The 13209-nt window shown below is 72.3% G+C and carries 13 protein-coding genes and 1 riboswitch; of the genes, 6 read left to right on the forward strand and 7 right to left on the reverse strand.

What is annotated here, in order from left to right; all coding sequences use genetic code 11:
* Positions 1 to 101 precede the first annotated feature (101 nt).
* The 3 genes from ACWD4J_RS01745 to thiO form a co-directional block, all read right to left on the reverse strand.
* Entirely contained in the window at positions 102 to 896 is a 795-nt protein-coding gene (locus ACWD4J_RS01745; protein WP_451393261.1) for a thiazole synthase, read from the reverse strand.
* Between the two features lie 8 nt (positions 897 to 904).
* Positions 905 to 1129, reverse strand: a complete 225-nt coding sequence (gene thiS, locus ACWD4J_RS01750; RefSeq protein WP_451393262.1) for a sulfur carrier protein ThiS — start codon at positions 1127 to 1129, stop codon at positions 905 to 907.
* Complete coding sequence (thiO, locus tag ACWD4J_RS01755; protein ID WP_451393263.1) at positions 1126 to 2388, reverse strand: glycine oxidase ThiO; 1263 nt, start codon at positions 2386 to 2388, stop codon at positions 1126 to 1128. Before thiO ends, thiS begins: the two co-directional genes overlap by 4 nt.
* Positions 2386 to 2499, reverse strand: a riboswitch (TPP riboswitch). (Overlaps the previous gene by 3 nt.)
* Before the next feature lie 47 nt (positions 2500 to 2546).
* Between thiO and ACWD4J_RS01760 the strand changes: the two genes are divergently transcribed.
* The 6 genes from ACWD4J_RS01760 (at position 2547) to ACWD4J_RS01785 (ending at position 7617) form a co-directional block, all read left to right on the forward strand.
* Positions 2547 to 2924 carry a hypothetical protein gene (locus ACWD4J_RS01760; RefSeq protein ID WP_451393264.1) on the forward strand — a complete coding sequence of 126 codons (378 nt, stop codon included), beginning with the start codon at positions 2547 to 2549 and terminating at the stop codon, positions 2922 to 2924.
* Positions 2925 to 3034: 110 nt separating this feature from the next.
* Positions 3035 to 4198 carry an NAD(P)/FAD-dependent oxidoreductase gene (locus ACWD4J_RS01765; protein ID WP_451393599.1) on the forward strand — a complete coding sequence of 388 codons (1164 nt, stop codon included), beginning with the start codon at positions 3035 to 3037 and terminating at the stop codon, positions 4196 to 4198.
* Between the two features lie 234 nt (positions 4199 to 4432).
* A complete protein-coding gene (locus ACWD4J_RS01770; RefSeq protein ID WP_451393265.1) occupies positions 4433 to 4798 on the forward strand; it encodes an Rv2175c family DNA-binding protein in 366 nt (121 codons plus the stop codon).
* Positions 4799 to 4923: 125 nt separating this feature from the next.
* Entirely contained in the window at positions 4924 to 5601 is a 678-nt protein-coding gene (thiE, locus tag ACWD4J_RS01775) for a thiamine phosphate synthase (RefSeq protein WP_451393266.1), read from the forward strand.
* Between the two features lie 101 nt (positions 5602 to 5702).
* The gene (gene metF, locus ACWD4J_RS01780) at positions 5703 to 6623 is read left to right on the forward strand and encodes a methylenetetrahydrofolate reductase [NAD(P)H] (protein WP_451393267.1); all 921 of its coding nucleotides are present in this window, start codon (positions 5703 to 5705) and stop codon (positions 6621 to 6623) included.
* 46 nt (positions 6624 to 6669) lie between these two features.
* The gene (locus ACWD4J_RS01785) at positions 6670 to 7617 is read left to right on the forward strand and encodes an SCO2102 family sporulation regulator (RefSeq protein ID WP_451393268.1); all 948 of its coding nucleotides are present in this window, start codon (positions 6670 to 6672) and stop codon (positions 7615 to 7617) included.
* A 46-nt stretch (positions 7618 to 7663) separates the two neighbouring features.
* Here ACWD4J_RS01785 and ACWD4J_RS01790 read toward each other — a convergent pair whose 3' ends face one another.
* The 4 genes from ACWD4J_RS01790 to ACWD4J_RS01805 all read right to left on the reverse strand — a co-directional run bounded on the left by ACWD4J_RS01790 (position 7664) and on the right by ACWD4J_RS01805 (position 13183).
* Entirely contained in the window at positions 7664 to 9163 is a 1500-nt protein-coding gene (locus tag ACWD4J_RS01790; protein ID WP_451393269.1) for a phytoene desaturase family protein, read from the reverse strand.
* 438 nt (positions 9164 to 9601) lie between these two features.
* Entirely contained in the window at positions 9602 to 10270 is a 669-nt protein-coding gene (locus tag ACWD4J_RS01795; RefSeq protein ID WP_451393600.1) for a TetR/AcrR family transcriptional regulator, read from the reverse strand.
* A 29-nt stretch (positions 10271 to 10299) separates the two neighbouring features.
* Positions 10300 to 12414 carry a YhgE/Pip family protein gene (locus ACWD4J_RS01800; protein ID WP_451393270.1) on the reverse strand — a complete coding sequence of 705 codons (2115 nt, stop codon included), beginning with the start codon at positions 12412 to 12414 and terminating at the stop codon, positions 10300 to 10302.
* On the reverse strand, positions 12386 to 13183 hold the full coding sequence (locus tag ACWD4J_RS01805) for an ATP-binding cassette domain-containing protein (RefSeq protein ID WP_451393271.1): 798 nt from the start codon (positions 13181 to 13183) through the stop codon (positions 12386 to 12388). The genes ACWD4J_RS01800 and ACWD4J_RS01805 overlap by 29 nt, the downstream gene beginning before the upstream one ends.
* Positions 13184 to 13209: the final 26 nt, after the last annotated feature.

The following is a 13209-nucleotide window of genomic DNA, read 5'->3' on the forward strand; positions in this document are numbered from 1 at the left end:
TGCGAGTCTACGAGCCGGGACTGTCAGTCCCATCCGCTGCGGGCATTCCGGGCAGGGAATGCAGCACAGCTGTGACCCTCACTGTTGCGCTGCCCACACGCCTAGAACGCCGGCCGCTCGGGGTCCAGCCTGGCGAGGCCCTCAGTGGGAGAAGACGCCTCGGCGAAGTGCCGCCGGGGAATCCGCCCCGCCCGCCGCGCCAGGCGCCCCGCCTCCACGGCGTGCCGCATGGCCTCGGCCATGAGTACCGGCTCCTGGGCGCGGGTGACGGCCGAGGCGAGCATCACACCCGCACACCCGAGCTCCATCGCCAGCGCCGCGTCCGACGCCGTCCCCGCCCCCGCGTCCAGGATCACGGGCACGTGTGCGTGCTCCACGATCAGCTGGAAGTTGTGCGGGTTGCGGATGCCGAGGCCCGACCCGATGGGCGAGCCGAGCGGCATGATCGCCGCGCAGCCGACGTCCTCGAGCTTCCGCGCGAGCACAGGGTCGTCGTTCGTGTACGGCAGGACGGTGAAGCCGTCGTCGACGAGCGTCTCCGCGGCGTCCAGGAGCTCGACCGGGTCGGGCAGTAGCGTGCGCTCGTCGGCGATGACCTCGAGTTTCACCAGGTCGGTGCCGAGGGCCTCACGCGCGAGGCGGGCGGTCAGCACGGCCTCGCCTGCGGTGAAGCAGCCCGCCGTGTTCGGCAGTACGCGGATGCCGAGCCGGTCGAGGACGGACAGCACCGAGCCCTGGACGCCCGGGTCGACGCGGCGCATGGCGACCGTCGTCAGCTCCGTGCCGGACGCGACGAGGGCCCGCTCCAGCACGTCGAGGCTGGGCGCGCCGCCGGTGCCCATGATCAGGCGCGATGAGAAAGTCAGACCGCCGATGACGAAGGGATCGTCTGCCATGAGTCTGGTCAACCTCCCTGGACTGCGGTGAGGACCTCGACGCGGTCCCCCTCGGCGAGCGCGGTCGTGGGCCACTCCGCGCGCGGGACGACGGTTTCGTTGAGGGCGGCTGCGACGCCGGACGGCGCGGTGGTGAGCGTCGCGACGAGCGGGCCGAGTGCGGTGCCCGCGGGTACCTCCCGCGGCTCACCGTTGACCGAGATGCGGATGGGTGCGGTGACCGGGCCGCTCATACGGGCTGCTCCGTGAAGACAGCCGGCTCCGTGGCCGGCATCGTCGGCTCCGCCACAGGGATGCGCGGGCCGAAGCGGGCGGGCGTGAAAGGGCGTGCCTCTTCGGGCAGTTCGCCCGTCGTCAGGGCGTGCGCCATCACGTCGCCCGTCACCGGTGTGAGCAGCACGCCGTTGCGGTAGTGGCCGGTGGCCAGCAGCAGCCCGGGCAGGGCCGTCGGGCCGAGCAGCGGCGCGTTGTCGGGGGAGCCGGGCCTGAGGCCGGCGCGGGTCTCGGTGAGCGGCAGCTCGGTGATGCCGGGCACCAGCTCGTGGGCGTCGCGCAGCAGCTCGTACACGCCGCCGGCGGTCACCGTCGTGTCCCAGCCCAGCTCCTCGCTGGTCGCGCCCACCACCAGCTCGCCGTTCTCGCGCGGCACGAGGTAGACCTGACTGCCGCGGACGACGGCGCGCACCGTACGGCTCAGGAACGGCCCGTACTGCGCCGGCACCGTCAGCCGCAGCACCTGCCCCTTCACCGGCCGCACGGGCGGCAGTACGTGGTCGGGGACACCGCCGAGTCCCCCGCTCAGGCTTCCCCCTGCGAGGACCACCTGACCGGCGGCGATCCGGGTGCCGTCGTCGAGGACGACTCCGGTGGCCCGGTCGCGTACCACCGTCAGCCGCTCGGCCCAGAGCCGGTGGAAGGCCACCCCGGCCCGCTCGCAGGCCGTCACGAGCGCCTTGGCGAGGCGCCGCGGATCGACCTGGTGGTCGCCGTCGACCCTGAGCCCCCCGCGCACGCCCGGCGCGAGCATCGGCTCCAGGCGGCGGCACTCGCGCCCCGTGAGCCATTCCGACTCCAGGTCGCAGCGGCGCTGCAGGGCATGCAGTTCCCGCAGGTGGGCGCGGTCGTCGGCGTCCAGCGCGACGGCGAGCGTGCCCGACCGGCGGTAGCCGAGGTCCTGTCCGGTCGCCTCGCTGAGCTCCGCGGCGAAGTCCGGGTAGCGGCGCGCGGACTCGAGGTTGAGGCCGAGCAGCGTCTGCTCGCCGTAGTGCAGCTCGGTGACGGCGGCGAGCATGCCCGCGGCCACCTGGGCGGCCCCGCCCCCCGGCTCGGGGTCGACGACGGCGGTGGACAGCCCGCGCTGCGCGGCCCGCCAGGCCGTGACGAGCCCGATGATGCCGCCGCCGATCACAAGGACGTCCGGCGAGGAGCCGGTATCGGATGATTCTGGCGGATTGCCTGATTCTGGTGAATTGCGCACATCGCGTGCTGGCATGGGCGTCGAGCCCCTCCCTTCGCCGGCATGACCCGGATCAGGTTCGTACGGTCGGAGGCCGTCTCAGCCTCCCTCTCAGCCCGGTGCGTCCGGGCTCCCGCGAGTACGGTGGCCACCCTAGCTCTTCGTTCCGCACCTCAGTAAGGGAGCCTCCACCCATGGCACGCCCGTCCGTTCGGTCCCTCGACGGTCTCGTCCTCGCTCCGGTCGCCGACCAGGCCCCGGGGCAGGTCGGTACGCGGACCCGGTTCGCGTACCACGAGAAGGACGGTGAGATCTGGGCGGAGTACGCGGGCGGCGATGTCGTGCGCGGCCATCTGGTGGGTACGCGTGAAGGCGACCGCCTCGACTTCCGGTACGTGCAGCTGAAGCGGGACGGCACGACCTCCTCGGGCCACTGCGTGTCGGCCGTCGTCGAGCTGGCGGACGGCAGGGTGCGGCTGGAGGAGACCTGGGAGTGGGAGTCGCAGGACGGCAGCGGGACGAGCGTCGTGGAGCAGATGCCGGCCGAAGAGGATGCCCTGCAGGACCGCTGACTGACATAACGTCAGTTGATTATGGTGATCGCGTGATCGAGGAGACCCCGGCGGGCAGCCGGACAGCAAAGGTGCAGACGGAGCGCCGCGTCGTCATCGTCGGCGCGGGCATGGCCGGCGTCCAGACCGCTGTCGCGCTGCGCGAGCAGGGATTCGGCGGCGAGATCACGCTGATCGGCGCGGAGCCGCACCAGCCGTACGACCGGCCGCCGCTGTCCAAGGCCGTGCTCCTGGGGAAGGCCGAGGGCTCTGCCTTCGACATCGACTTCGAGGCGCTCGGCCTCGAACTGCACCTGGGCCGCGAGGTCACCGGGCTGCGGCCGGCCGACCACGAGCTGGACACACAGCAGGGGCCCGTCCCGTACGACGTGCTGGTCGTGGCCACCGGCGCCGAACCGATTCAGCCCCCCGGCGCGGAGGGCGTCCCGGGCGTCCATCTGCTGCGCACCCTGGACGACGCCGAGCGGCTGCGGCCCGTACTGGCCGAGCAGCACGACATCGTGGTCGTCGGCGCGGGCTGGATCGGCGCGGAGTTCGCCACGGCCGCACGCGAGGCCGGCTGCGCGGTGACCGTGGTCGAGGCCGCCGACCGGCCGCTCGCGGGGGCGCTGCCCGCCGAGGTCGCCGCGCCGATGGCGGCGTGGTACGCCGACGCCGGGGTGGAACTGCGCACCCACGCGCGCGTGGAGCACATCGAACCCGGAGCGGTCGTCCTGGCCGACGGCACCCGGCTGCCCGCGGGCGCCGTCGTCGTCGGCATCGGCGCGCGGCCCGCCACGCGGTGGCTCGAGGGCTCGGGGATCGTACTCGGCAGTCACCGCGAGATCGTGACGGACGACCGTCTGCGGACCTCGGCGCCCGACGTGTACGCGGTCGGCGACTGCTCCTCCTTCCCTTCGGGAAGGTACGGAGAGCGCCTCATGGTCCACCACTGGGACAACGCCCTGCAGGGGCCGCGCACGGTGGCCGCCAACATCATCGGGGAGACCCCCGAGACGTACGACCCCGTGCCGTACTTCTGGTCGGAGCAGTTCGGCCGTTTCGTCCAGTACGCGGGCCACCATGCCGCCGCGGACGCGATGGTGTGGCGCGGCGACCCCTCCGGGCCCGCCTGGACGGTGTGCTGGCTCCGCGACGAGCGGCTCGTCGCGCTCCTGGCGGTGGGCCGCCCACGGGACCTGGCGCAGGGCCGCAAGTTGATCGAGGCGGGGACCCGAATGGACGCGGCACTGCTGGCGGACCCGTCGAGGCCGCTCAAGGCCGCGACGGCTTGAACACGGCGATTCCCTGCGCTGTGAAGGCGCCGACCGCATCTGTGCCGCAGACGCCCGACGGCGTAAGGGGCCGTGGCGGCATGTGCGCCCGCGAGGCGGGCGACGCGCCCACCTCGCCGGGCAGCAGACGGCGCACCGTACGCCCCGGTCAAAAGCGCCCCCCGCCGGCACGCCGGGCCCCCGCTGGGAGGCGTCCGGTTTCCGAGTGTCAGTGGAGGATGGCAGGCTTGTCCCGTGACCGAGATTGACGCAACCATCGATGCTCTCGTCCCCGCCTGGCTCACTCTCCCCGACATCGCCGAAATGCTCGGTGTCGAGGTGACCCGTGTCCGGCAGCTGGTCAAGGAGGGCCAGCTGATCGCGGTGCGCCGCGGTGAGAACCGGGCGCTGCACGTGCCCTCCGCCTTCATCGACGGAGACAAGGTCGTCAAGGGCCTGACCGGCACCCTGACGCTCCTGCGGGACGACGGCTTCACCGACGAAGAGATGCTCGAGTGGCTCTTCACCCCCGACCCGAGCCTGCCGGGCACGCCCGCCCAGGCTCTCAGTGAGAATCGCGGCACGGAGGTGAAGCGCCGCGCCCAGGCGCTCGCCGTCTGACCCCTGGGGGCTCCCGAGCCCGAGCCCGGGGCCACCGCGCCCGAGGCCCGGGAGCCCGCGGCCCGTACGCTGATCGCCGCCACGCCGCACGCCGACACGCCGCCGTCACGGGGGACACGCACGCCATGAACGACACCGCTCACCCAGCCACCTCCCCCGAGGCCGCCCTGCGGGCCCAGCTCGCCGACGCCCGGGTCTACCTCTGCACCGACGCGCGCAAGCGCCAGGGGGACCTCCCGGAGTTCCTCGACGCCGTCCTCGAGAACGGTGTCGACATCGTGCAGCTGCGCGACAAGGGCATGGAGGCCGGTGAGGAGCTGGAGCACCTGGCCGTCTTCGCCGACGCGTGCCAGCGGCACGGCAGGCTCCTCGCCGTGAACGACCGTGCGGATGTCGCGCACGCCATCGGCTCCGACGTGCTGCATCTGGGGCAGGGCGACCTGCCCGTCCCCGCGGCCCGCGCGATCCTCGGGGACCGCGTGCTCATCGGCCGCTCGACGCACGCCGAGTCGGAGGCCGCGGCGGCCGCCGTCCAGGAGGGCGTGGACTACTTCTGCACGGGCCCGTGCTGGCCGACGCCCACCAAACCGGGCCGGCACGCACCCGGCCTGGACCTCGTGCGCCACACGGCGTCGCTCGGCACCGACCGGCCGTGGTTCGCCATCGGCGGGATCGACCTGAGCAACCTCGACGAGGTGCTCGAGGCCGGTGCCCGCCGCGTCGTCGTCGTACGCGCGATCACCGAGGCCGACGACCCGGCGGAAGCCGCGGCGGAGTTCGCGAAGCGGCTACGGACGGCCTGACCATCACACCTTCCGTCCGATACGTGGACAACAGTCGGGCAAAAAGGTCAAATCGGCCTGCTCCGGTTGGGGGACCGGCGGGGCCTGGCTAACCTGCCGGTATGGCCCTCGGAACTGCCTCCACCAGGACTGATCGCGCACGCACCGTGCGCGACATGCTCGCCACCGGCAAAACCACGTTCTCGTTCGAGTTCTGGGCGCCGAAGACCCCCAAGGGCGAGCGGAACCTGTGGAACGCGCTGCGCCGCATAGAGGCCGTCGCACCCAGTTTCGTCTCCGTCACCTACGGTGCGGGCGGCTCCACGCGCGCCGGCACCGTGAAGGCGACCGAGCAGATCGCCGCCGACTCCACGCTGACCCCGGTCGCCCACCTCACCGCGGTCAGCCACTCCATCGCGGAGCTGCGCAACATCATCGGGCAGTACGCGGACGCCGGGATCCGGAACATGCTCGCGGTCCGCGGCGACCCGCCCGGCGACCCCATGGGCGACTGGATCCCGCACCCGCAGGGCCTGACCTACGCGGCCGACCTCGTCCGGCTGATCAAGGAGTCCGGCGACTTCTGCGTGGGCGTCGCCGCCTTCCCCGAGATGCACCCGCGCTCGGCGGACGAGGACACCGACGTGCAGCACTTCGTCGACAAGTGCCGCGCCGGCGCCGACTACGCCATCACGCAGATGTTCTTCCGGCCCGAGTCCTACTTGCGTCTGCGGGACCGGGTCGAGGCCGCCGGCTGCACGACCCCGATCATCCCGGAGGTCATGCCTGTCACCAGCGTGAAGCAGCTCGAACGGCTGCCGCAGCTCAGCAACGCAGTCATCCCGGACTCTCTGAAAGAGCGGATCCTCACAGCAAAAGACGATCCGGCCGCTGTACGCTCCATTGGCATCGAGTTCGCAACGGAGTTCTGCGCCAGGCTGTTGAGCGAAGGCGTCCCGGGACTGCACTTCATTACTCTCAACAACTCCACGGCGACGCTGGAAATCTACGAGAATCTGGGCCTGCACCACCCACAGGCCTAGACCGGCCGCATCCGTCGGGGCGGCGGCCGCAGGGAGAGGGGCGTACATGGGCTGGACGGTCCTCTACATCGCATTCGGCATCGTCGCGCTCTGGTTGCTCGGCGAGGTGCTGCTGCAGTACAAGGCACGGCTTCGCTGGCGGCTCCTCGCCTTCGTCGGCTTCCTCGGGGTCGTCCTCGGTGTGCTGATGCCCTCGGTGGTGGTCATCGGCATCGGCGCGATCGCCTTCGCCGTCGGACAGACATACGTCACGCTTTCGTTCCGCCGCGGCTTCTCGACCGGCTGGGCGCTCAAGGGCGTACCGGTCGTCGGCAAGTCCCGCACGGAGGACCCGCCGTCCCGCCAGGAGCCGACGCTCGAGGTGTCCGGCCTGGAGGCGGAGGAGCCCGCCGAGCACGGCTTCGGATACACGGACGCCGACGCGCCGGCTCCCGCACAGGCGGACGAGGGCGCTTTCGCCTACGCGTACACCGGCGACGGAACGTACCAGCAGCCGGGCGACGGAACGTACCGGCAGGGCGACGACGCAAACGTGTACGAGCCGCAGCCGATGCCCGAGGACACCGGGCAGTACGGCGTGTACAGCGGCTCGGCCTCGGCGTACGAGCCCGCCGCGGCCGCGCAGCATACCGCGGGCTACGGCTACGAGGGCTATGCCGGTTACGGCCAGCAGCAGTACGACACGTACGGCGGTCAGCAGCAGTACACCGGGTACTCCGACCCGTACGCCGCGACGGGCACGTACGGCGGCCAGCAGCAATACGACGCATACGGCCAGCAGCAGTACGGACAGGGCGCACAGGGCGGTTACCCGCAGGACCCGTACGCGGCTTCCGGATACGGCACCGAGACGCCGCCCGGCGGCGTGTGGGTGCCCCAGCAGCGCGACGGCGACCAGCAGCAGTACAGCGGTGAACTCCCGCCGGAGCAGGCCTATCCGCACCAGGACCAGGGCGGCTACGACACCGGCTACAACCAGCAGTACCGCTACTGAACCCCGGCGCTCCCGGCGGCTGTCCCGGGCCCGAAGCGACCCGGGCTCACTGCGAACCGCGGAACTCCGGCCCCTCCACGACGAGTCCGGCGACCAGCGCGCCCGACATGCCCGCGTGCGGCAGTCCGCCGCCCGGGTGCGCCCAGCCGCCCACCGCGTAAAGCCCTGGCATGCGTGTGCTGTTCGACGGGTGCAGCAGGCGGCCGCCGGCCGAGGCGAGCGCGGGCGCGGGGACGGAACCGCCGTCGGCACCCGTGGCCGCGGCGACATCGGCCGGGGTGCGCACCTCGTGCCACAGAAGCCGGTCCCGCAGGCCGGGGACGGCCCGCTCGGCGACCGTCAGCACCCGGTCCACGCCGGCCCCCGAGACCTCCGCGTGCGCCGGGACCGTGACGGTCAGCGTCACCGCCTCGTGCTCCGCGTCGGGCACCAGCGCCGGGTCGCCGGGGCGCAGCACCGTCACGGTCGGCGAGGCGGCGAGGGCGGGCCGGGGCCCGAAGAGGCTGTCGAGCTCGTCCTGACGGTCGCCTGCATGCACCACCGTCCGGTGCGCAGTGCGCTCGGGGCGGCCGCCTCGCAGGGCGAGCAGCACCATGAGCCGGCTCGGCAGCCCGGACTGCGCCGGCACCTCGCCCGCCGCCCGTATCGGGGACCCGGGCACGAGGGCGTCCAGCACCTCAGGTGCGACGCCCGCGACCACGAAATCGGCGTCCTCGGTGGACCGGTCCGACAGCTCCACGCCCGCCGCGCGGCCGTCCTTCCCGACGACCCGGACCACCTCCGCGCCGAAGCGGAACTCCACCCGCCGGGCCAGACACCGCTCGTACACCGCATCGGCCAGCGCTCTCAGGCCGCCGCGCACGGACCAGACGCCGAACGTCTGCTCCATGTACGGCAGGACGGCCGCGCTCGGGGGTGCGGTGCGCGGGTCCAGGCCGTACGCCAGGGCGTAGTGCTCCAGCAGCGCGCGCAGCTGCGGCTCGCCGCCGAGCTCCAGGTCGGCGACCTCCGTGAGCGTCGTCGCCACCCGGTCCCTGCGCAGCAGGCGCCGCTGAACGGCTGCCGGATACGGCTCGCGGTCCGCCAGCACCTGCCAGTTCGGCCACAGCGGCTCTTCGAGCAGCGGGCGGCGCGAACGGTCCCAGGCCTCACGGGCCCGGTTCATGAACGCCGCCCAGCGGGCCCCCGCGCTTGCTCCCAGCGCGGCGTCCAGCGCCTCGCCGACACCCGCGCGTGACGCGTTCGGCAGGGAGACCTCGGTGCCGTCCGCGAAGACATGCCGCACCGCGGGCTCGACCTGGGACAGCTCCACGCAACTCTCCAGGGGCTCCTTGCCCGTCTTGATGAACAGATCGCGGAACACCGCGGGCAGCTGCAGCAGGCCTGGACCCGTGTCGAAGGCGAAGCCGTCGCGCTCGACGCGGCCCAGCGCCCCGCCGTACGTCGCCGCGCGCTCGTACACCACCACCCGGTGGCCCGCGACGGCCAGCCGGGCAGCAGTCGCCATGGCGCCCATGCCGGCGCCGATCACTGCAATCCGTGCCATGTCAGGGACTTTATCGGCCCCCACGGACAGTCCCGCCCGGCGGCTGCGCAGGGTGCCGGCCCGTGCTGGGGCGAGTACGTAGACGGACGCGATGCCCATCAGCCGGCAGGGCTCGCCCCTGGGGGTGAGCACACATGTCTGAGTATCCGTACCTAGGCGGCGAGTTGAGTAAGTATGCGGATAGGACGCGACCTGCGCAGACGGAAGAGTTGGGGCACGGAAAGGGGCGCCCGCGCCGGTACCGCCGACACGGGGCGGCGGAACGGTGCGGCGCCCTTGGCCGCTTCTCCTGCGAAGGCAGGGCAAGGACCGGGGGGAACACACGGGGGAACAGACGGGGGAAAGCGCGGGGGAACGGGGGAGAGCACGGGGGATGCGCCGGTCCGGTGAGGTCTCAAGGGGGATGAGACCGCGCCGGACCGGCGCTTTTCCGTGCGCTCAGCGTCCTCCGGCCACGCGCCCCTGCAGCAGCCGCGAGAGAGCGGCGTGCACATCGTCGAGCGAGCGCTCGGGCTGGAACGCCTTCCAGTCCAGCGCGGCCACCAGCACCATCCCGAACAGCGCCGCCGCCGTCAGGGGGACGTCGATCTCCTCGCTCAGCTCGCCGTTGTCGACGCCGTCGCGCAGCACGCGTTCCACGACCGCGACGGCCTCCTGGCGGAGCACCATCAGCGTGGACTGCCAGGCGCGGTTGGTGCGCCACAGCTCGGCTACGTACAGCTGGGTGAAGGCCGGGTAGCGGTCGATGAAGACGAGCCCCGCGCGGACCATCGCGTCCAGTGCGTCGACCTTGCTGCCGCCGCCCTGCGCGGTCCGCTCTGCCGCCTCCCGCAGGGAGGCGGTGAGCAGGCCCACGCCGTGCCGCAGCAGTTCCTCGAAGAGGACGGACTTGCTCGCGAAGTTGTAGTAGACCGTGCCCTTGGCGACCCCGGCCCGCTCGGCGATCTCGTCCACGGTGGTGGCCGAGAAGCCCTGCTCGGCGATCAGGCTCACGGCCGCCTCGTAGAGCTTCTGCCGGGTGGCCTGGCGCCGCGTCCCGCTGCCGTCCGCCGCTGTGCCGCCGCCCCCCGGGGCTCTTCTGCCGTCCACTGTGCTGCCGCCGCCCATGGCCTTGCTGCTTTCCATGGCCTCGATTGTCACAGGCTCAGCTCCGGGTGCAGCCGGTCCAGCGTCCAGACCTGCCCCCGTCGCGCGGCGACCGCGGTGAGTGCGAGGGCACCGGCGGTGAAGGCCGCGAGCACGGCGCACGCCTGCCAGACGGGGCCGAGGCCACCACCCGTGATGAGCCTTCTGAGCGCCTCGACGACGTAGCTCATGGGCAGGAAGGGGTGGATCGCGCCGAAGAAGTGCGGGCTGGTCTGCACGGGGTACGTGCCGCCCGCCGACGTCAGCTGCAGCATCAGGAACGCCAGTACGAGGATGCGCCCGGCCGGCCCGAAGCGTGCGTTGAGCCACTGCACGATCGCGGCGAAGCACGCCGTCACCAGGCACAGGAAGCCGACGGTCCCGGCCGCCCGTACCATCTCCAGGCCCAGCCCCCAGTGCAGGACCGACATCAGGGCGGCCGTCTGCAGGACGCCGAGCGCGGCCACCGGCAGCCAGCCCGCCAGCGTGATGCGCCACGCGGAGGCGCCCGCGGCGAGCGCGCGCCGGTTGAGGGGCTGGATCAGCATGTACGCCACCATCGCGCCGACCCAGAGGGACAGCGGGATGAAGTACGGGGCGAAGCCGGTGCCGTAGTTGGGCGCCTTGTGCAGAGACTGGGAGGCGAGCTGGACCGGGTCGGCCATGACCGCGGTGCGCCGGTCGCGGTCCTGCTGGTCGTAGTCGGGGATCTGGTCGGCGCCGTCGTGGAGGCCGCCGGCGAGTTCTCCGGAGCCGTCGGCGAGCTTGAACAGGCCGCCGTCGAGGTCGCTCGCGCCCGTCTTCAGCTCGCCGACGCCCGTGTCGAGATCGGCGGAGCCGGACGCCGCGGTGGTCAGGCCGGAGTGCAGTGCCGCGGCGCCCTCGGCGACCCGGGCGGCTCCGTCGTTGAGCTGGTTGATCCTGGACACGGCCGTGTCGAGGTCCTCGCTGAGGTGCGGTGCCGCCTTGGCCAGCGCGTTCGCCTGCTTCTGCAGCGTCGCGAGGTCCTTGTCGAGGGCGCTGACGTCGCCGTCGTAGCCCTGCACCACCGTGTTGACGTCCTTGGCGAGCTGCGCCGCGTCGGCCGCCGCGTCCCTCGCCCTCCTCAGGTCCCCACAGGCCGGGTCGGCCATCAGGGCCTTCTCGCAGCGCCTCGCGTAGACGGCGTCCAGGGTTGCGGATGCGTCACGGGTGCCCGCTTCGGCGAGCGGTGCTGCCTTGACGAACGTGTCCAGGTGGCCGCGGACCACGCCTGCCGAGTCCGCGACGATCCGCGCGGTGTCCGCGATGGTCTGTCCATTGCGCTTGAGAAACGGGCGGACCTGGTCCGCCGCCGTGCCGACCTTGTCGGCGAGCTTCTGGGTGCCCGCCGCGACCTGCTTCGAGCCGTCCTCGAGATCGCCCGCGCCCGTGTCGAGCTTCTTGATGCCCTTGGCCAGCCTGGAGCTGCCGTCCTTGGCGTCCTTGAGCCCGTCCGCGAGATCCTTCGCGCCCTTCTTGGCCTTGCCGATGCCGCTTTCGAGGTCGTCGGCTCCCTCTGCGGCCTTCTCGGTCGCGTCATGGATGTCCGAGAACGAGATGAAGATCCCGTCGAGAAACGACCGCGAGGCACTGGTGGAGGCCGCCGAGCGCACCTCCGAGAACACCGTCCGGGAGATCTGCCCGACGATGTAGTTGTTCGCGTCGTTCGTACGTACCTGGAGCACCCCGGTCTCCGGGCCGGAGGCGGTGCCAGTGCCAGTGCCTGTACTGGTGTCCGCGCTGGAGGCGATGCGCCTGCTGAAGTCGGAGGGCATCGTCAGCGACAGGTAGTACGTCCCGTCCTCCACACCCTCGCGGGCCTCGGCGGCACTCACCTCGTGCCACTGGAAGACCTCGCTGTCCAGCAGCTTTCCGGAGATCTCGTCGCCCGCCGCGACCTTCTTGCCGGAGACGGCCGCCCCTTCGTCCTCGTTGACGAGCGCCACCGGTATCCGGTCCAGCCGGCCGTACGGATCCCAGAACGACCACAGATACAACGCGCCGTACAGCAGGGGCAGCAGCAGCAGCGACGCGAGCGCCGCGCGTGGGAGTCTCCCCCTGCGGAAGCGCCTGAGCTCAAGCGCGGCCAGCTTCGGCGAGCGCATCCGCCGTCTCCTTCTCGTCCTCGTTGTCGTTCTCGTCCTCGTCCGTGCCCGCGGCCGCGCCCGGGTCCTCCGTACGGTGTGCCGTGGACACGGTCAGCACGTCATCGGGTGCCTCGCTGCACACCGCCACCACCGTGGTCCCCGCCTCGGCGATCGACCGCAGCAGCGCCCAGGCGTCGGCGCGTTCCGCGTCCGAGAGCTTCAGATCCGTGTCGTCGACGCCCAGCACGCCCGGCCGGCCGATCAGCGCGAGCGCCACCGACAGCCTCAGCGCCTCCAGCCGCTCCAGATCCCGTACGGCCGTGCGCCGGCCCTTGGGCAGAGCCGGCGTGTCGAGACCGGCGGCGGAGAGCGCCGACTCGATCTGCAGCCGCGCCGCGGCAGTCCGCTCCGCACGCGGTCGCAGCAGCACGCGCAGCGATCCGTCGTATCGGCGCTGCAGCAGGGCTCGTTCGCTCAAGTGCTCCGCGACGGTCAGGGCGGGGTCGAGGTCGGTGACTCCCGGTACCGGGCCGAGCGCACTGATGCGCCGCACCGCCGCCATGTGCTTCGGCAGCCGGAACCGTCCGACGGACGCCCGTCCCTCGGTCGGCTTCATGCGCCCGGTGAGGGTGAGCAGCAGGCTGGTGCGGCCGGAGCCGGACGGGCCCTCGACCGCGATCAGCGCCCCCGGCTCCGCGTCGATGTCGACACCCCGGAACGCCCAGCCGCGCGGTCCCCGGAGCCCGAGCCCCTGGGCGCTGACGGCGAGTCCGTGCGGACCGTCCACCGTTCCCCCCACTGTCCTTTTTTGAA

Source organism: Streptomyces sp. NPDC002577 (assembly GCF_053594815.1).